19 protein-coding genes are annotated in these 18,851 nt (G+C 34.5%); 14 read left to right on the forward strand and 5 right to left on the reverse strand.

The window, feature by feature from the left end:
- Positions 1–278: 278 nt before the first annotated feature.
- Positions 279–485 carry a helix-turn-helix transcriptional regulator gene (locus ACFSCX_RS12645; RefSeq protein ID WP_377928613.1) on the forward strand — a complete coding sequence of 69 codons (207 nt, stop codon included), beginning with the start codon at positions 279–281 and terminating at the stop codon, positions 483–485.
- A gap of 98 nt (positions 486–583) precedes the next feature.
- Here the strand turns inward: ACFSCX_RS12645 and ACFSCX_RS12650 are convergent, their stop codons facing one another.
- Positions 584–1,135, reverse strand: a complete 552-nt coding sequence (locus ACFSCX_RS12650) for a GNAT family N-acetyltransferase (RefSeq protein ID WP_377928614.1) — start codon at positions 1,133–1,135, stop codon at positions 584–586.
- A gap of 228 nt (positions 1,136–1,363) precedes the next feature.
- Between ACFSCX_RS12650 and ACFSCX_RS12655 the strand changes: the two genes are divergently transcribed.
- The 4 genes from ACFSCX_RS12655 (at position 1,364) to ACFSCX_RS12670 (ending at position 6,522) form a co-directional block, all read left to right on the forward strand.
- Entirely contained in the window at positions 1,364–1,819 is a 456-nt protein-coding gene (locus tag ACFSCX_RS12655) for a CoxG family protein (RefSeq protein WP_377928615.1), read from the forward strand.
- Between the two features lie 655 nt (positions 1,820–2,474).
- Complete coding sequence (locus ACFSCX_RS12660) at positions 2,475–3,092, forward strand: NUDIX hydrolase (protein ID WP_377928616.1); 618 nt, start codon at positions 2,475–2,477, stop codon at positions 3,090–3,092.
- Between the two features lie 56 nt (positions 3,093–3,148).
- On the forward strand, positions 3,149–3,319 hold the full coding sequence (locus ACFSCX_RS12665; protein ID WP_377928617.1) for an aminoglycoside 6-adenylyltransferase: 171 nt from the start codon (positions 3,149–3,151) through the stop codon (positions 3,317–3,319).
- Entirely contained in the window at positions 3,316–6,522 is a 3,207-nt protein-coding gene (locus ACFSCX_RS12670; RefSeq protein WP_377928618.1) for an SNF2 helicase associated domain-containing protein, read from the forward strand. The genes ACFSCX_RS12665 and ACFSCX_RS12670 overlap by 4 nt, the downstream gene beginning before the upstream one ends.
- A gap of 370 nt (positions 6,523–6,892) precedes the next feature.
- Here ACFSCX_RS12670 and ACFSCX_RS12675 read toward each other — a convergent pair whose 3' ends face one another.
- A complete protein-coding gene (locus ACFSCX_RS12675) occupies positions 6,893–7,807 on the reverse strand; it encodes a DMT family transporter (RefSeq protein WP_377928619.1) in 915 nt (304 codons plus the stop codon).
- A gap of 137 nt (positions 7,808–7,944) precedes the next feature.
- On the opposite strand from ACFSCX_RS12675, the gene ACFSCX_RS12680 reads away from it, so the two are divergent.
- Together ACFSCX_RS12680 and ACFSCX_RS12685 are read left to right on the forward strand one after the other, a co-directional pair.
- A complete protein-coding gene (locus tag ACFSCX_RS12680) occupies positions 7,945–8,271 on the forward strand; it encodes an HIT family protein (protein ID WP_377928620.1) in 327 nt (108 codons plus the stop codon).
- A gap of 162 nt (positions 8,272–8,433) precedes the next feature.
- The gene (locus ACFSCX_RS12685) at positions 8,434–9,300 is read left to right on the forward strand and encodes an HAD family hydrolase (protein WP_377928621.1); all 867 of its coding nucleotides are present in this window, start codon (positions 8,434–8,436) and stop codon (positions 9,298–9,300) included.
- Between the two features lie 74 nt (positions 9,301–9,374).
- Here ACFSCX_RS12685 and ACFSCX_RS12690 read toward each other — a convergent pair whose 3' ends face one another.
- Both ACFSCX_RS12690 and ACFSCX_RS12695 read right to left on the reverse strand, forming a co-directional pair.
- The gene (locus tag ACFSCX_RS12690; RefSeq protein WP_377928622.1) at positions 9,375–9,764 is read right to left on the reverse strand and encodes a GNAT family N-acetyltransferase; all 390 of its coding nucleotides are present in this window, start codon (positions 9,762–9,764) and stop codon (positions 9,375–9,377) included.
- A gap of 164 nt (positions 9,765–9,928) precedes the next feature.
- A complete protein-coding gene (locus ACFSCX_RS12695; RefSeq protein ID WP_377928623.1) occupies positions 9,929–10,864 on the reverse strand; it encodes a DMT family transporter in 936 nt (311 codons plus the stop codon).
- Positions 10,865–10,946: 82 nt separating this feature from the next.
- On the opposite strand from ACFSCX_RS12695, the gene ACFSCX_RS12700 reads away from it, so the two are divergent.
- From ACFSCX_RS12700 to ACFSCX_RS12720, 5 genes are all read left to right on the forward strand, one after another.
- Positions 10,947–12,347: an aminotransferase-like domain-containing protein gene (locus tag ACFSCX_RS12700; RefSeq protein WP_377928624.1), complete on the forward strand. Its 1,401-nt coding sequence runs from the start codon at positions 10,947–10,949 to the stop codon at positions 12,345–12,347.
- A gap of 30 nt (positions 12,348–12,377) precedes the next feature.
- A complete protein-coding gene (locus ACFSCX_RS12705) occupies positions 12,378–13,307 on the forward strand; it encodes a D-2-hydroxyacid dehydrogenase (RefSeq protein WP_377928625.1) in 930 nt (309 codons plus the stop codon).
- 134 nt (positions 13,308–13,441) lie between these two features.
- On the forward strand, positions 13,442–13,876 hold the full coding sequence (locus tag ACFSCX_RS12710; RefSeq protein ID WP_377928626.1) for a DUF1801 domain-containing protein: 435 nt from the start codon (positions 13,442–13,444) through the stop codon (positions 13,874–13,876).
- A gap of 225 nt (positions 13,877–14,101) precedes the next feature.
- The gene (locus ACFSCX_RS12715; protein WP_377928627.1) at positions 14,102–14,926 is read left to right on the forward strand and encodes an aldo/keto reductase; all 825 of its coding nucleotides are present in this window, start codon (positions 14,102–14,104) and stop codon (positions 14,924–14,926) included.
- A gap of 356 nt (positions 14,927–15,282) precedes the next feature.
- Positions 15,283–15,897, forward strand: coding sequence for a Crp/Fnr family transcriptional regulator (locus tag ACFSCX_RS12720; RefSeq protein ID WP_377928628.1), 615 nt, complete (start codon positions 15,283–15,285; stop codon positions 15,895–15,897).
- 12 nt (positions 15,898–15,909) lie between these two features.
- Here the strand turns inward: ACFSCX_RS12720 and ACFSCX_RS12725 are convergent, their stop codons facing one another.
- Positions 15,910–16,533 (reverse strand): Crp/Fnr family transcriptional regulator, encoded by a 624-nt coding sequence (locus tag ACFSCX_RS12725; protein ID WP_377928629.1) that lies wholly within the window; start codon positions 16,531–16,533, stop codon positions 15,910–15,912.
- A gap of 256 nt (positions 16,534–16,789) precedes the next feature.
- Here ACFSCX_RS12725 and ACFSCX_RS12730 point away from each other — a divergent pair, with 256 nt between their 5' ends.
- Together ACFSCX_RS12730 and ACFSCX_RS12735 are read left to right on the forward strand one after the other, a co-directional pair.
- The gene (locus tag ACFSCX_RS12730) at positions 16,790–18,268 is read left to right on the forward strand and encodes a 4-hydroxyphenylacetate 3-hydroxylase family protein (protein ID WP_377928630.1); all 1,479 of its coding nucleotides are present in this window, start codon (positions 16,790–16,792) and stop codon (positions 18,266–18,268) included.
- A 25-nt stretch (positions 18,269–18,293) separates the two neighbouring features.
- Positions 18,294–18,830: an FAD synthetase gene (locus ACFSCX_RS12735; RefSeq protein WP_377928631.1), complete on the forward strand. Its 537-nt coding sequence runs from the start codon at positions 18,294–18,296 to the stop codon at positions 18,828–18,830.
- Positions 18,831–18,851: the final 21 nt, after the last annotated feature.

The following is an 18,851-nucleotide window of genomic DNA, read 5'->3' on the forward strand; positions in this document are numbered from 1 at the left end:
CCATGATACGGACCATGCCCTTGGTATATAAACTATTCTCGTAAGATTGGAAGAATAAACATGGCAGAAGCATTTAATGTACATCTATAAGTTGTCTGTATAATAAATCAGCAACAAATAAAACGTTGAATTCTTCTACGATAAGCTGAAGGTTTTACAAAAACCCCTAATGTTAAGTAGAAAATTTAATTGTAGAATCTACATGACAAAATGAAACATTGTTTCTTATTATTTCGTCTAATTAGTTGTAGTTATTAATCGACAAAAGGGGTATCAAAATGAATAAGGATTTAGGGAATAAATTAAGGAGTTTAAGACAATCATATCAACTTACACAACGCCAGGTATCCCATCAACTTAAGATTAACCATAATACAATTTCTTCATATGAAAATAATAAGTTTAGGCCGAACTTAAAGGCGTTATATCGATTGGCAAAATTTTACAATGTTCCATTAAAGGAATTACTAAGTGAACTTAAATAATTTTTATTTCATCTTCCTAATAAGTGGCCCAATTAAAAAGAGCACACTCACAAAATGGAGTGGGCTCTTTTTTTTGTCATCATTACTAGTTGAATGGATTAACCCTTCATTAAAATGGAATGTTTATTACTTCTTAGTACTGTAATAAAGCCATCTAAGATCTCATGACTTATCGTAAATCCCTTACGTTTATAAAACTCTAATGCTTGATTATTTCCATTTGAAACATAAATGAAATAGTCATCAACATCATCAAATTTCATTAGCCACTGCATTGACATGTCAAAGAGCTTAGAGCCAATTCCATATTGCCTATATCCTTCTTTAATATAAAATTGAGATAAACAACCTACAGTTTTATTATGGACAGATGATAAATCAAAAAAAGTCGCAAAATCATTAGAATAGACTTCTTTTGGTGAAACATTAGAATAAACATATCCAATTTTTTGATCATTTTCCTTTACTAAAATGGTATAGTTGCTGGATGCATTTTTTACAGAAGGTAGCAATCTAGTTTCAAAATTCATCGTATCAAATAATTCACGTTTTATATAAGATAATGATTTCTGATAAGCCATTAGTTCATTACATAGGTCCTTACATACGTCAATTTGATCATCAGGAATTATTTCATATTGAAAATTCATTTTTCATCACTCCTTTTTCAGTATAATTCGAAATAGAATATGCTTAATCCTCCTTTCTAATAACATTTTTTACAGTGATCAAGAAGGTGGCGATAACTAGAGTACAAAGAATAACGATTAGACAAATCTTTGAATAATGGATTGTAACTTAAAATATATATGTACTAACCGGTTACATACCTAAAGTGTTATTCGTTTTGAATTTGGAAAAAAATGAGGTGGCAGAGGATGAATGGAAAAGGGAGTTTAACTATTGAGGAAAGTGTAGAGAAAACTTGGGACGGTTTATTCAATCCTGATATATTAGAAAAATGTATGATGGGATGTAAAAAACTGAACTTGGTTGATCAAAACAAATATAAGGCTGTGCTTTCAATTGGGATTCCGCCAGTAAATGGTAAATATGATGCAACCATAGAAATTGATGAGATTGAAAAATGGAAGACGTATAAATTGATGATAAACGCAGAAGGTAGTGCTGGTACCGTTGAAGCAAAGAGTTTAATAAATTTAGTACGATTGGATGAACTTAAAACTGCACTTCATTATGATTTTGACGCTGCGGTTGGGGGAAAGGTTGCAAAGTTTGGTGGTCCTATCTTAAATGGTGTAGGGAAAATGCTATTACAAGATTTCTTTAAAAAATTTGGAAGAGAGTTGAAAAAAACAAAAACCCAAAATTGATTCTAGCCTGAGTAAAACCTTCGATATCATTTGATATGATAACAGATAGATTATTAATTTTTAGCCCCCATATAATAATTGCAAGAATAGTACTTCATTATTGGGGTACTGTTTTTACTTATAAGTTAAGTAAGTTTCTTGTGTTTAGTTTATACAATGTTACTGCTAAATCCAGCTCCAACGCCCAGCCAAGATGAAATGGCGACGATCTTTGCCATTTTCATCCTACTCGAGGAAAAAAAAATCACTTTTTCCTTGGTCAAAAACATGTCATAAATAAAAGGGAAAACCACCCTTTTTTCATGACAGAACATTTGCTCCACCTTAGGCTAAACGGGGCGCCATGAGCCTTTATGTTTAAGCTTCCAGTATAGATGAAACATGAGAAAACTTTGGCTTAAATATCGACTCTAGTTTACTTTTGAAGCACTTTCAACTGTATTTCAGCTTCTTTTAAGTTGTTCGTTTTACATACCCCATACGCCCGCCATGATGTACAATTCTTGTACAAGCTCATATTTGGCCATTATGAATGTTTTAGTTAATTTAATTGTCCTCTGTTAGAAACAATTATAAAATTCTGTATTATAATAGAAAGATAATTTGTTAATATATATTCAATCTATAAGGATGATGAACGATTTGAGGTGAAGAGATGAATTTATCATTTATTCAAAATAAATTAAAACGCCATAATGCATCAATCCTAGGACATGAACATTTCTCAAAATATGCTGTTTTATTACCACTTATAGAGAGAGAGGACGATATACATATCCTCTTTGAAGTGCGGTCACAACTTTTGAGAAGACAGCCTGGTGAAATTTGTTTCCCTGGAGGACGTATTGATAATCAAGACAAATCCCCAATGGAAGCGGCTGTTCGGGAAACTACTGAAGAATTGGGAATTCATAATGAGGAGATTAAAAGTGTATATCCGATTGATTACCTCGTTTCTCCATTTGGAATGATTGTTTATCCATTCGTTGGAATCATACGTAATGTTACGTCCATTCAATACAATAAGAAAGAAGTGGAAGAAATTTTTACTGTTCCACTATCATTTTTTCTTCAAACAAATCCTAAAACATTTAAAATACATTCAAAATTGATACCTGAGGAAAACTTTCCTTTTGAACTTATAAAAGGTGGAGAAAAATATAACTGGCGAGCTCGGTCAATTGATGAGCTGTTTTACTTTTACGAAGATAAAGTGATTTGGGGACTAACAGCTAGAATATTACATCATTTTTTAGAATTAACGATGGAATAATATATGTACTTGGAGACTTACAATATGAGAAGTGAAACGGAAATGATAAATCTTAATTGTACACAAAGAGTGATAATGGAATAAGAGCTGTTTTACTTAATGGTTCAGGAGACAATCCTACTATTAAACAGGATAGATATCAAGACTATCATATTGTGGATAGCGACAAGTACTTTTTACTGATAATCTATAATCAATTGAACGTTCGCAGGAAGGAGCAACAATGAACATTCATCTAACCCGAAATAAGATTAAACAAATGTGCGGTACAGTCTCCTTCAAAAGAGGGGACTCTTTTTATCGCTCTAATAAAGTAGTAATGAAGAGTAATAATGACAGTCGCTGTTTGGCCATTGTTTGTGGGACAGAGGACTTTAAAGTAGTCATTGAAGCAAATAAACATAGTGAGATAAAAGCAGCATGTAGCTGTCCAAAACTGGCTTCCTTTCAAAAGGATTGTCAGCACGTTGCAGCGGTTTTATTGTATCTATTCCATCACCAACAGAATACTCAAAACCAAACGGAATGTATTAAAGACTCTTCGAATCATACAAGTGAGTTAACTGGAGATTTATTTAATATATTTGATGGAAAATTAGCACCTTCTAGTGGAAAACAGCTACATTTTGAAAATAGGAATAAACTAGACGTACTATTCATTTTACGACCATTTTACTTAGGAACAGGGGAATATATAATTAGTTTTGAAATTTGTATAGGAAACACACAAATTCGAAATATTCGTGAATTTTTAAGTGACATTCATAGTAGCAGTAGAAGTAAAGTGTCTCATTCTTTTACTTATGATCCAGTTTCGCACTATTTTCAACATGAAACAAATCAAATCCTTCAGGAGCTCTATCTGATGACGGAGGATGAAAAGATTAAAATTGAAAGCTATCGTGATGATTATTTAAATCGAGAGCATTTACTTATTTCACCGACTTACTGGCCAAAACTTGTCCCATATTTGGTTAAAACACCGTTTATTAAGCTATATAGTAATGGAGAAGCTATTGATTCACTTCAAATTTCGAATGAGATGCTACCCTTGAACTTCAACATTAATTTTATTGATGGAAGCGGTTATCAGCTTGAGGTTATTGGATTGAACTATTTAACTATACTTCGCTCCTATCATACAATTATATTCGATGGAAAACTGATTGAGTTAGATAGTGAAAATATTGCGCGCTTAATCGAATTAAAACGTCTAATCGACAATTCAGAGAGAAATCAAATTTTAATCCCGAATGAACAGCTCGAAAGTTTCTTGGATAAGGTAGTTCCAGGTCTGAAAAAAATAGGGCATGTTCATATGAGTGAAGAAATAGAAATTCATCTAAAAAAAGCACCATTAGTGGCAAAGTTATATTTAGATCGAGTGAAGAATCGTCTACTTGCAGGAATGGAGTTTAATTATGGAAATACGATGTTTAACCCTTTAGAACCTCAAGATAGTCGATTTGAATCTTTTTTAATCAGAGATCGTGAGTCAGAAGCTAGGATCATTAAGATCATAGAAGATAGTGGTTTTACCAAAACCGAAGGGGGTTACTATTTACATAACGAAGACCTTGAATACGAATTTTTATATGATATCGTTCCGAAACTACAAAAGCTCGTACAAATTTATGCAACAACAGCCGTGAGAAACAGGATTTTTCGAAAAAATCCTCCTCCTCGAATTCGAGTAAAGGTTCCTAAAGAAAGAACAAATTGGCTCGAATTTAAATTTGAACTTAATGGAATACCCGACATTCAAATCCGAGAGCTTTTAGAAGCTCTTGAAGAAAAAAGAAAGTATTACCGTTTGCGCAATGGATCTCTGCTTTCACTTGAAACAAGAGAATTTAAAGAGATTCAGAGGTTTCTTCATTCTATCCCCCAACAAAAAGGAGACTTAGAATATGGATTACACATTCCAATGGTTAGTGGGATTGGCTTACTAGAGACAATCAATGAAAGTGACTTCATTACAAAAGAGGAATCATTTCAGGAATTTATGCAGACGATCTTGCATCCAGAGAGTGTAGAAGTTGAAATACCTAAAACTGTTGAACGATACTTAAGAGATTATCAAAAGACCGGTTTTAAATGGATGAAGACACTTGCACGTTATCGATTTGGTGGAATATTAGCAGATGATATGGGGCTCGGGAAAACACTTCAATCAATAACCTTCATATTATCTGAACTCACTGATATTCGAACGAAGAAACTCCCTGTCCTTGTTGTTTGTCCTTCATCCTTAACCTATAATTGGCTTAATGAAATAATGAAATACGCGCCAGAGCTTGAAACTCTGGTAATCGATGGGGCTACAAAAGAGAGAATGGAGTTGATAAAGGAATTAAAAAATTTCGATGTCATTATTACCTCGTATCCCTTATTACGAATAGATAGTGAGTGGTATTCGAAGCAAAGCTTTCATACAGTCATTTATGATGAAGCCCAATCCTTCAAAAATCCAACTACTAAAACTGCCAAGTCTGTAAAAAAGGTTAAATCCATACACCGTTTTGCTTTAACAGGTACACCTATAGAAAATTCACTCGAAGAGCTTTGGTCGATTTTCCACGTGGTTTTTCCTGAGTTATTTCTAGACTTAAAGGAATTTAGTCAGCTTTCAAAAGAAACAATCTCACGGACTATTCAACCATTTCTACTTAGGAGAATGAAAGAAGATGTATTAGCTGAACTTCCACAAAAAATCGAGACGATACATTCAGTTGAATTACTTTCCGAGCAAAAAAAGCTGTATGCGGCGTATTTAGCAAAACTTCGTCACGATACCTTAAAGCACTTAGATCAAGATACGTTTAGGAAAAACCGCATTAAAATACTTGCTGGTCTGACAAGGTTACGTCAAATTTGCTGTCACCCCTCCTTATTCGTAGAAGGTTATAAAGGAGGGTCAGCAAAGTTAGAACAGCTTCTGCAGATTATTGACTCTAGCAGACGTTCTGACCGTAGAGTACTTATTTTTTCTCAATATACAAAAATGCTTCAAATCATTGGGAAACAACTATTTAACCAAGGCGTTCAATATTTTTACCTTGATGGACAAACCCCATCAGAAGAACGTGTAGAACTGTGTAATCAATTTAATGCAGGTGGATGTAATTATTTCCTGATTTCATTGAAAGCTGGGGGGACTGGACTTAATCTTACTGGTGCGGGTACCGTCATTCTCTATGATTTATGGTGGAACCCTGCAGTAGAAATTCAGGCTGCCGACCGTGCGTATCGTATGGGACAAAATCATGACGTTGAGGTGATTAAGCTAATTTCGAAAGGTACGATTGAAGAGAAAATACATGATTTGCAAGATCAGAAGAAACAACTCATTGACCAAGTCATTCATTCAAATGAAAAAAACACAACACTAACAGAGGATGAAATTCGACAAATATTATTCGACAGGTGACAGTCACTTGTCGAATTTTCTTTGCCGTGTTCAAATGGATACATCAGTATATCCTTATTATTCAGCTTCTGTTGGAGTATGGGGCTAACCCAAATATAGGAAATGATTATGGATGGACCGAATAGGTAGAAACTAGAATGTGGTTACTAGTGACTAGTGGTGATCGATTAAACCCTTGTAAGATGTTTCTGCCATAGGTTGTGCTGAAGATATCGGAAACTCCAATTACGTAGAACTGTATATTTCTTTATATGAAAAGTAGAAAAACCGAATAAAAAACCTATTCTCTAATAGCTGATTTCTTTATTGTTAGGGACTTTTTTAACAGAGCAAGAGTCAGTCTTTTATAGGAATAGGTTATTTTTCAAATTTATTGATGTATTTCCGTACTTACAACGATATTGTTACGTTTCCCTTTAGACTCCTGAACAATTACAACAGCCATAATTACCATAAAGATTCCTATATATTGCCATATGCTTAAATGCTCATTAAATATGAAAAAGCCTACTAACGCAGCGACAACTGGTTCAATAGTGGCAATGATGGAGGCACGACTAGATTCAATTAATTGTAATCCCCTTGTATAAAAAATAAAGGGTAACATCGTCGACAGGAATCCTAGGCCAATTATGAGTAGCCACGATTCTATATTTAAAAATAAGTTGGGAATTTCCCATAGCTTACTAAAAGGTAATATAGCAACAGCTGAAAAAATAAACGTATATAGGGTTACTGTGAGTGAATCGTATTTCTTAAGTGCGAATTTTCCAAAAATGCTATATAGTGCATAGAAAAAACCTGAGCCAAGTCCTAGAATCAAGCCATACAAGGAAATTGAGCCTTCAAATACAGGGAATATACCGATTACAAACGAACAGCCCATAAAGGTGATAAAGAGTGCTAACATTTTTCTAGTAGTGAATAATTCCTTAAACAGTAAACGAGATAAGACGGTCACAAAGGCAGGAGCAGTATATAAAAGGATGAATGAAATCGAAATGGATGTCTCTTCAATGGCACTAAATAAACACCAGTTGAAAAGAGCAATACTAAATACTCCTGTTCCAATAAAATATTTACTATCATTCAAGTGTATTTTTAAGAGGCTTATATTTTTAAAGAGTACATATACTATCATGCATATTGAAGCACATAAAGCACGTACAGCCACTACTTGAGTAGGTGTGAAGCCAAGCTCATACAGGTAAGTCACAAATAACCCAATAATTCCCCATAATGATGCTCCTAAACCAATTAGTAACAACGCCAATTTGTTATCCATCAAAATTCCCCCAATAAATAATAGGCATACTATATACTAACAAAAGTATCGATTCGAAGTAAATCAAATTATTTACAACTTGGTCCATATATGTTCTCATTAAAAAGCAAGTAATATTATATTTGAGGTGAGGCTATATGAGCCAAGATTTTTACTGTGATGAGGTATTAAGCGGAAAAACGATTGTTGAAAAAGTATACGAGACAGAAAATACGTTAGCCTATTATCATACCCGTCCATCCTATGATGTACATATTGTAGTTATACCCAAAAAGCACATACCATCCTTAACAAAAATAGAGAATGACGACCATGATTTATTTGTAGAATTAATGAATGCAGTGAGAAAAGTCGCATCAAATATAGAGCAGGAATATGGTGCTTGTCGTGTAATAACTAATTTAGGAAGGTACCAAGATTCTAAGCATTTACATTGGCATGTAGTATCTGGAGGTAATCGATAAGATCTCAAAACGGTTTTAATAAAAATAAAGATTGCACATGAAATATTGTAGTAAACGGAAGAAGGAGTTATAAGTAGAGGGCCTTTGATCAAATTGGACATTGTTTCCGTTTCATACTTAAAAAATATCTTGGTCAAACTACATATAGTAATGAGCAAAGGAGTGTTTCTTATTATAAAATGTATTGCAATTGATATGGACGGAACATTATTAAATAATGACCACGTAGTGAGTCAAGAAAATACGGAGGCGATTTTGAAAGCTCAGTCCGCAGGGATTGATGTGGTAATTGCAACTGGAAGATCTTACAAGGAAGCGAAGTATGTACTCCTAGAAGAAGGCATTCATTGCCCAATAATTTGTGCAAATGGTGCAGAAATCCGAAGTGAAGAAGGGGACATACTTGCATCAAAACCTTTATCTAAACAAAAAGCACAAGAGTTAACGGGAATTCTTAACAGTCATGATGCCTATTATGAGCTTTACACAAGTGAGGGGACATACACGAAGGATTATGATAAAGCATTAACTGTTATCATGGATATTTTCATGAGTGCTAATTTACGTAGTGATTATGATAAAGCATTAGAAGCAGCAAAAGAACGTTTTGACAAAGGGATGGTTCACCTAGTAGACAATTTTGATAAGTTGCTTCATGATCAAAAGATACCTTTATACAAATTTATCGTATTTTCATTCGAAGAACAGAAGTTAAACCAAATACATAAAGAACTTTTATCCATAAAAGATGTTGCGATTACCTCATCAGGAAAAGAAAACATTGAGATTAACGGTATTCATGCTCAAAAAGGCTTAGCTCTTCAGACGTTTGCGAAACATAACAATATTCGATTGGAGGAAACGATGGCTATTGGCGATAACTACAATGACATTTCAATGTTAAAAATAGCGGGTAGAGCAGTGGCAATGGCTAATGGACCAGAAGAGGTAAAAAAACACGGACATCTTATAACCGATACAAACCATAACAACGGGGTAGCAAAAGCAATCTTGGAAATACTCCATTAACAAAAACGACAGGGAAGAAGACCTGTCGTTTTTATATGAAGAAAAATCGACAAGTGACTGTCACCTGTCGATTGTCACCTGTCGATTTTTAAGCAGTAGATTGGTTCAGGATGGTGACCTTCTTCGATTTCTCCAGTCGGTTTAAATCCAATGTTTTCATATGTTCGAATTGCTCTCACATTGTTATGAATGACAGATAGATAGATTTCATCACATCCATATGTGGTGGTCATGTCCTGTATTACTAATTTAAGAGCAGGAACTCCGTATCCCATACCTTGAAACTGGTGACCTATCATCATACTAATTAACTCATATCTTTTCATAGAGCTCTTAAAATAATCGATATCCCGATGTGCTTGTCGATGACTGATTTCAAATTTCTCCGCTAGAGTAGAAGCATTCGGATATTTACCAAATCTTATCTCTTGATCAAACCACTTAAGTCTATGTAAGTTACTCACCTAGCTAACCACCTTGCAGTTATTCCATTTCAATCTAGTAACAGAATAGAATATTTCTACACTTTTGTATATATCATAGGTGAGACTCACGCCTGGTTAGCTCTACAGAAAGTAACTTCCTAAAATTTCTACTTTTGCACATCTTTTTTTACTTTTTAGATCATTTATAATTTGTGTCCCAGCAGATTTCTTCTATGTTTGTATGAATTCAAGTTCATTTGAAGTGCATCCCAATTTGCAATCAATATCCCTAATAAAATGGTAAACGAACCGAATACCATTGGCCATGATAATGCCTCCCTATAAATAATAATCCCTAGTATCATAGCTATTATTGGAGAGATGTACAACCATGTTGAAGGGAAAACGGGATTCGTCTTTGATACCAACCAGTAAAAGAGTGTATGTCCGACCATCGAGCCTAGAACAATTAAATACATTAAAGAGCCTACTATTTTTAGATTTAATAGAGAGCTCATATCAAGATATGAACTTTCAGTAAACAAAGATAACACGAGAAGGAGAAATCCACCATAAATCATCTGAGCAGCGTTTAATGCAATTGTAGATATGTTATCAAATTTCCTGATAACTTTTTTAGAATATAATGCACCTGAAGCATAAAAGAATTGACCAATTAATATAGAAATACAACCAATAAACCAAAACAAATTGGATTCAAGACTAACCTGTGGAACAACTAAAATGATTAATCCAATGAATGCGATTATACACCCGGCCACTGCTTTTTTAGATATCTGCTCTCGAATGACAAATGCCTGTATCATAATGATTATGATAGGTGCAGTTGCAGAAAGAATAGCTGCGGTTCCAGAACTTACATACTGCTCAGCCCAATAAAGGGTTGAGAAGGTTCCAAATGTTAAGCAAATACCTGTTATTAACATGTCCCGTTGCCAAAGCAATGAAACATGGATTTTCTTTTTCATTACCATCCAAGTAAATAAGAGGAGTCCCGCTATAAAAAAACGAACCCCGGCAGATAAAAAGGGAGGTGCACCTGCATCAATCCCAATTTTTATCCCTAAAAAAGTTGTTCCAAAAATTAAACACATTATTAAATAGTTTACGAGTATCATATTGTATCCGCCTCCTGGAATCATTATAATGGGAAGTGAATAGAACACATGCGATCGAATAGAACAGTTTTGGAGGTGTACCATGGATAAAGAACCTGTGTTTCAAAAGGTTTACGAATATCTTGATAACCGAATTAAACGGGGGGATTGGAAGGAACATGAAAAAATTCCATCTGTACGTAAGCTTGGTGAAGAGTTAGGTGTACATAGACTAACCGTTTTAAAGGCCTATCAGCGATTAAAAGAACAACATAAATTGTATGTTAAGGATAAGTCAGGCTACTTTGTTCATCCCGGAGCTTCTTATTCTTTCAGTGATATGGATGATCCGATTGTCACCTCTTTCATCTACAAGAGTCACTTGTCAGAAATCCATCGTATCCCTGTAAAATATCAGTTCTCTTACTCTTTAATCGATCCAAATTTATTACCTAATCATTATTTTTCGGAGCATATGAAAGAGGTATTTGATCTAAATCCGAAGGTGTTAAGCACATACTCGACGATACAAGGAGACAATGATGTAAGAGAAGCTCTTGCTCAATATTTTAATAAGAAATACCAATTCCATCTTGCTGCAGATGACCTTTTAATTACATCTGGTTCTCAGCAAGCAATTGATATACTATCGAGAATATTTATTCAACGAGGCGATGTGGTGCTGATGGAGCGACCAACATATAGTGCTGCCATCGATATCTTTAGACAACAGGGTGCAAAAATCGTAACGATTGATATCCATCCTTATGGATATGATCTTAATCAGGTTGAAGCGTTCATGAAAAACTACAAGCCACGAATATTTTATATGAATCCGACCTTTCACAACCCAACTGGATATACAGTGCCAACAAACCAGAGAAAAGAATTAGTGGATCTTGCCGAGAAATATAAATGCTTTTTACTAGAAGATGATCCTTTCAATGACATCTATTTTCACGATTTACCACCAAAGCCATTGTTTTCATATGATACATCAGGCTATGTATTGTATATTCGAAGCTTTAGTAAATACATTGCTCCTGGCCTAAGAATTGCAGTTCTATGCACAAGACCTTCTATTATGAAACATGTCATAACGGTAAAGTCACTAACAGACAATGGGACACCGTTACTAAACCAGAAAATGTTTCTACATTACTTTAGTTCTGCGCGCCTTCAACAACACATTGAAAAATTAAGAATTGCCTTGCATATACGGAAAGAAATAATGGAAGAAGAGCTTGCAACAACTAACTGGAATTGGATTAGTCCTAATGGAGGGCTTAATTTGTGGATCCAATTACCAGATACACTTGAAATGGAGACTTTATTAGCAACAAGTCTCGATCACTCAATCTCATTTGTTCCAGGATCAATATGTGATCCTACAAAAGATACTAAGTCGTGGATACGGTTAAGTTACTCCTATATAAAGGAACAGATGATTAGAGAAGGTATTCAGAAGCTTTTAGTTCTCTCAAACCAAATTGAGAATAGATAAGCATATTATAACAAGGGATGGAGGTAAAACATGAGGGTTAAAAATATTCTGGTAGCTGGTAATTATGAAGAGGAATTCAAAAAGATGGATTCCAATTGTTCTAGAGAATATCGTTTTCTCCACGCAGATGAGATCGCAGACTCAGACCTTTCTTGGGCAGACGTGTATGTTGGTTCAAAACCGTGTGCAAATTTTAATCTAGCTAAAGTTAAATGGGTGCATTCCTTTAATGCAGGAGTCAATAATTATTTAGAAATCGATGGATGGGAAAAGTATAACGTTCTTTTAACCCGTACAGTCTGTTCGTTCGGAGAAAGAATTAGTGAGTATTGTTTAAGTTATATTCTTAGAGATCTTCAATACCACGAAGAATTTCTGTTCTGTCAGAAAGAAAAGAAATGGATGCCAAAAACACCTAAGATGATTAAGGATCAAACATTTTTAATATATGGTACAGGAGAAATAGGACAAGTTGTGGGGAAGACCCTGAGTGAATTTGGAGCTACTGTTTTCGGTGTTTCTAAAAGTGGCAAACAAAAACAGAATTTTAAAGAGGTGTTTGATATCAGTTCTGCCTCCTCATTAATTTGTAAAGCAGATTGGATTATAAGTACATTACCTTTAACTCATGACACCATCAGAATCTTTGATACACATTTTTTTGAGAATATGAATGGATCCGTTTTTATTAATGTGGGTAGAGGAGCTACTGTAGATGAAGTTGCTCTTCTGTCTTCTTTAGAAAGTGGAAAAGTACGACATGCCATATTGGATGTTCTATCAGAAGAGCCTCTTCCTGAGAATTCAACTCTATGGGGCAGAAAAGATGTAATAATTACACCTCATATATCTGCAATAACCCAAAAAAATGAGGCAGTAGAATGTTTTTTTGACACTCTATGGAAACTTGAAAACAATGAACCAATTCCTAATAAGGTTGATTTCTCAAAGGGATATTAAATGGCGAAATCTTCATATGAATGAATGAAAATTAGATTAGCGATTGATGAGAAGGAACATTGATTAATAATAGAGAAGTAATTGGAATAGAAGCAGTTATGCGAAATAGATGAAAAGATAGAGGAGGAACATAATTGTACGAATTAAAAACGAAGGAAACAGAGAATAGTGTAATTGAATTTATTGAAAAAGTTGATAGTCCTAAGAAAAAAGAAGATTCCTATAAATTATTAGATATATTTACAGAAACCTCAGGATATCCTGCAAAAATGTGGGGACCAAGTATTATTGGGTTTGGTTCATACCACTATAAGTATGAATCGGGGCACGAAGGGGACGCTCCTTTTGTCGGATTTTCACCTCGAAAAGGGAAAATCAGTTTATATTTTGCGGTCGGTGATACTAACCGAGAAGATTTACTAAAGGACTTTGGAAAACATACGACTGGTAAAGCTTGTGTTTATATAAATAAAATATCTGATATAGATGTAGATATATTAAAAATCATGATTTCACAATCCATCATATTTTTACGAGAACATTACAAAGAAAACACAAATCATTGTTAAAGTAGGTCCTAAAGTAAACCTAGGTCATAATTTTTAAAATTCAATGAATAAATTTGCTGGTTAAAGGACTAAAAGTTTGACGTGATTTTCTACTTCTTGGTACGATATGACAAATCGAAAGAAATGACAGTCATTTATTCCATCCACAATTTTTTTTGAACGTTAGAACAATATTTGTAGGTGAATCAGTTCCATAATCTAATCCATATATAGGAGAGTTGTCAAATGAATGAAGTTACATTAAATAATGGTGTAAAAATGCCTCAGCTCGGGTTTGGTGTTTGGCAGGTGGAAGATGAGCAGGCAGCTACAATCGTATCTAAGGCAATCGATGTCGGATACAGATCGATTGATACAGCTATGATCTACAAGAATGAATGTGGAGTAGGTGAAGCGATTAAAAATTCTTCTGTACCCAGGGAGAACTTATTTATAACAACGAAAGTATGGAATAGTGACCAAGGTTATGATAATACTTTGCGAGCTTTTGATGAAAGTCTTGAAAAACTTGGACTAGATTATGTAGACCTTTATTTAGTTCACTGGCCAACTCCTCAGTTTAATCAGTATGTAAATACATATAAAGCGCTAGAAAAACTTTATCATGATGGAAAAGTCCGTGCAATTGGAGTTTGTAACTTCGAAATTGAACACTTACAAAGACTGTTAAATGAATGTGAAGTTGTACCCGTTCTAAATCAAGTTGAGTGCCATCCATATCTTTCACAAATCGAGTTGAAAGAATTCTGTTCTAAGCATGATATCTTTGTAGAGGCATGGAGTCCACTTGAACAAGGAGGGGAAGTGCTGAAAGACGAGGTTATTAAAAAGATAGCTCGCAGCCGTGACAAATCGCCAGCCCAAGTGGTGCTTAGGTGGCACATACAAAATAACACTATTGTAATTCCAAAGTCAGTAACACCATCAAGAATTGAAGAAAACTTTAACATATTTGACTTTGAACTAACTGCTATAGAAATGTCTAGCATTGACAGGATAAATATTAATAGACGAAGAGGAAAGCATCCAAACGAGATGAATAGCAGATAACAACCTAATGTGTAGAGTTACTAAATGTAGACCTTCTATAAAAGGTCAGTAGTAACTCTACCTTTTTTTATTTTTTCAAAGTATGTTAGAAGCAACAGTGATTAGAAATTACAGGATTCTTATGAAAATTGTAGAATAATTTATATGAAGCGTTTACGTAATACGTCTAATTATTAACAGGTTATAGAAAAGTTGATGAGTTGAATAACGTTTATAAAAATTTCTTACGAATCTCATCTTTGCATTCCAACATATGTGTAACTATATCAATTTAATATTCGTACTAGAAAAAGACTAGAAGCTTGGCTGTTGAAATCAATAAAGGTAAGTTTAGTAGATCAAAAGGGGGTGAAGTCATGCTCGAACTTCGTTTTAGATGGAAACCTTACTTGAGATATGGACAAAAATTGTCAGTTGATAAGAACAAAGTGGTTTATCGTCAAGGTGAAAGGGGAAGAGGATTTTACTATTTAGAAAATGGGGAAATTAAAATCACTCTTCTATCAGATAAGGGAGACGAGCGAATTATTAATATAGTTCCAACAGGTATGTTATTTGGGGAACATGGTGTTCAAAATGAGCCCTATTTAACAAGTGCAAGTACATCATGTGAATCGACTATTTATTATTTCTCTGATGAGGTATTAGCCACGATTTGTCGTGAATATCCCAATGCCGCTACCACTTATACAGATTCATTGATTTATAAATTTAGAATTCTAGCAGAAATTGTTTCACTACTCGATAGTCCTGTCGATCAACAAATTGCCTATTACCTACATAAACTTCACATTGAAAATGGTAGTGTTCCTATGAACCAAACCGCATTCGCTAAGTATATTGGTACATCGAGAGTTACGTTAAATAAAATCCTTCAAGATTGGAAGAAACAAGATTTAATAGAAATAAACAATCGACAAATTAAGATCTTACAATTAGAAAAGATATGGGAAATCGCCACAAAAGAATGAATAAATAGAGAATTACTTCACCAGATTTCTTAAGAAGTCTGGTTTTAAAATGAAGTGTTTTCTGTCTTGGATTTTGATAATTCCATTATCTTGCCACTGCTTTAATACTTTATAGACCGTGATTCTAGTTAAACCCGTACAGTTTGCTATATCTTGCTGGTATAGAGGAATTTCATAACTTTTAAATTCATCACAAACAGTATGAAGAAGAAGTGCGATTTTCTGTTCTGATGTAAGCGCATTCAAGTTTATGTCATCTAAAAGAATACGCATTTTATGAATGACAGTACGTGAAAAAAGCTTAAATATTTCTGGGTGTAAGGTGATAAGGTTTTTAAACTCTAGACATGAAAAATGAAAGAGTACGGAATCCTTTACAGCAATGGCTGTTGTGAAATGTGTTTTTTGGTCTAATACTTGCACACCTAATAGTTGGTTTGGAAGTACAATATTTAGAGTTCGCTCTTTACCAGCTGCTGTTTCAGTAATAATCCTCACTAGCCCCTTATGTAAGTAATAAAATCCCTCTCCTGTAGATCCTTGACTATAAATAATTTCTTTTCTCCTCGTAAACTGTCTCTTTCCATAATGTAAATAAGATTCCCAATTGTAAGTACTTTCATAAACAGTGACCACACCATTACCTCCTTATTATTTGAAAGAGATGCATTAGCATAGCTGAGAATAATAGTACTCTTCCTGGCAAATCAGACTTCAATAAATTCACTTTTATCATAGTAGAGTTGGAAATAAAATACCACATATAAATTTAACTATTTAGAACTTTTTGAAAATTATTTCTACTTTACGTTAACTGCTTTACACTTTTTCCTTAAGATTGCGTATTAAAATCAAAATAGAATTTTCAAATGATTAATAAAGGAGGTATTATATGGGGATTCGTACAGGAGCTGAATACATCGAAGCTGTGAAATCACGTCAACCAGAAGTTTGGTTGTCTGGAAGAAAGGTTACTAATATATTTGATGAGGCGGTGTTCAAGCAACCGATTCTTGAAATTGCCAAGCTTTTTGATATGCAACATAGTCCTGAATTTCAGGAAAAAATTACTCACATTTGTGAGGAAACAGGTGAGAGAGTAAATAATTCGTTTTTAGTTCCTAAAAGCTATGATGATTTAAAAAGACGAAGAGCAGTATTTGAAGAGTTTGCAAAGGCCACATTTGGTCTAATGGGTAGAACACCTGATTTCTTAAATGTCGTTGTCACATCCATGTATTACAATTCATGGTTTTTTGAAAAATATAACAAAGAATGGGCAGTAAATGTTCGAAATTATTATAAATTTATTCGAGATCATGATCTATTTTTAACACACGCAATTATCAATCCTCAAAATGACCGTAGTAAATCATCGCATGAACAACATGATACCTATACTCATTTAGGTGCAGTAAAGGAAACTCCAGATGGACTAATAGTAAGAGGTGCAAAAATGCTAGCTACTTTAGCACCGATTACTGATGAAGTAATCATTTATTCGTTTCCTGGTTTTAGTCCAGGTGATGAAAAGTATGCATTAGCGTTTGCAATACCGATTGACACTCCAGGACTTCGAATAATTTGTCGTGAACCGATGCAAGATGGTACTCGTTCATTTTTTGATCATCCACTCGCATCAAGATTTGAAGAGATGGATGCCTTATTGGTGTTCGATGATGTAGTGGTTCCTTGGAATCGTGTGTTCCTATATAACAATGTAGAAGCGGCGAACAAATTATATCCTATGACAGGTGCTGGTCAACAGCCAGCTCATCAATCAGGGGTAAGAGGTCTTGTTAAACTTCAATTTGTGACAGAGGTTGCCATGAAGCTTGCGGATACGATCGGGGTAGATGGGTATTTAAATGTTCAAAATGACCTCGGCGAGTTGATTCAATCACTAGAATCAATAAGGGCTTTATTAAATATTGCGGAGTACGAGCATACGATGACTGAACATGGGGAAGCAATGCCAGATTATGTCGCACTCGAGACCATTAGAGGACTTCTACCTAAAATGTATCCGAGAGCCATTGAGGTTATGCAAATAATTGGGGCAGGTGGCTTACTAATGTCTCCAACAAGGGCCGATTTTTTGAATGATGAATTACGAGAAAGTATTGATAAGTATTATGTTGGAAGAGCCGGGGTATCCTCACTAGATCGAGTAAGTATTTTTAAACTGGCATGGGATTTATGTGGTGAGGCCTTTGGCCAACGTCTCCTGCAATATGAACGATATTATACCGGTGATCCAATTCGAAAGAGAGCCATCTTCTTTAACAACTATAAACAGCAGCGTTCACTTGATATGGTTGATGAGGCTTTGAAAGTAAGTGTATTAGAAAAAGATGTAGTGAAAAAATAGTGTATTTGTACGAGAGGAGCTATCTATGGAATCGCACTTTAATACTTCTTTAACTTTAAAAAATTCTATCATTGCCATTGGCGCCTTCGATGGTGTCCATTTAGGTCATCAAGCAGTCATCAAGGCAATAGTGGAAAGAAGTAAGTTATTAAAAGTACCAGCTATTGTGTATACCTTTGATCCTCCCCCTCGTGTATATTTTCACGGTGTGCATCATCTAACTTCAATTCATGAGAAGTTAGCAAAGCTAGAAATGCTAGGTGTCCAGCATGTAATTGTTGATAGTTTTGATAAAGCATATTCAAACAGAAGTGCTTATGAGTTTATCGACGATTTAATGAAGCTTAATCCCATGGAAATACTAGTAGGACAGGATTTTAGATTTGGATATGGTAGATATGGAGATATTCAATTATTAAGACAATACTTTACAGTACGGATAGCTGAATCGGTTTGCTGTTCAAATGGAGCAAGAATATCATCGACTAGAATAAGAGCATTAATATCAAAAGGTGATCTCCAACTCTCACAATCTCTTCTTGGATGGCCAATAGTTAAATAAAACACGAGATTGGAAAGGAGT

The sequence above is a fragment of the Bacillus salitolerans genome (genome assembly GCF_042680805.1).
Classification (GTDB): Bacteria; Bacillota; Bacilli; order Bacillales; family SA4; genus Bacillus_CJ; species Bacillus_CJ salitolerans.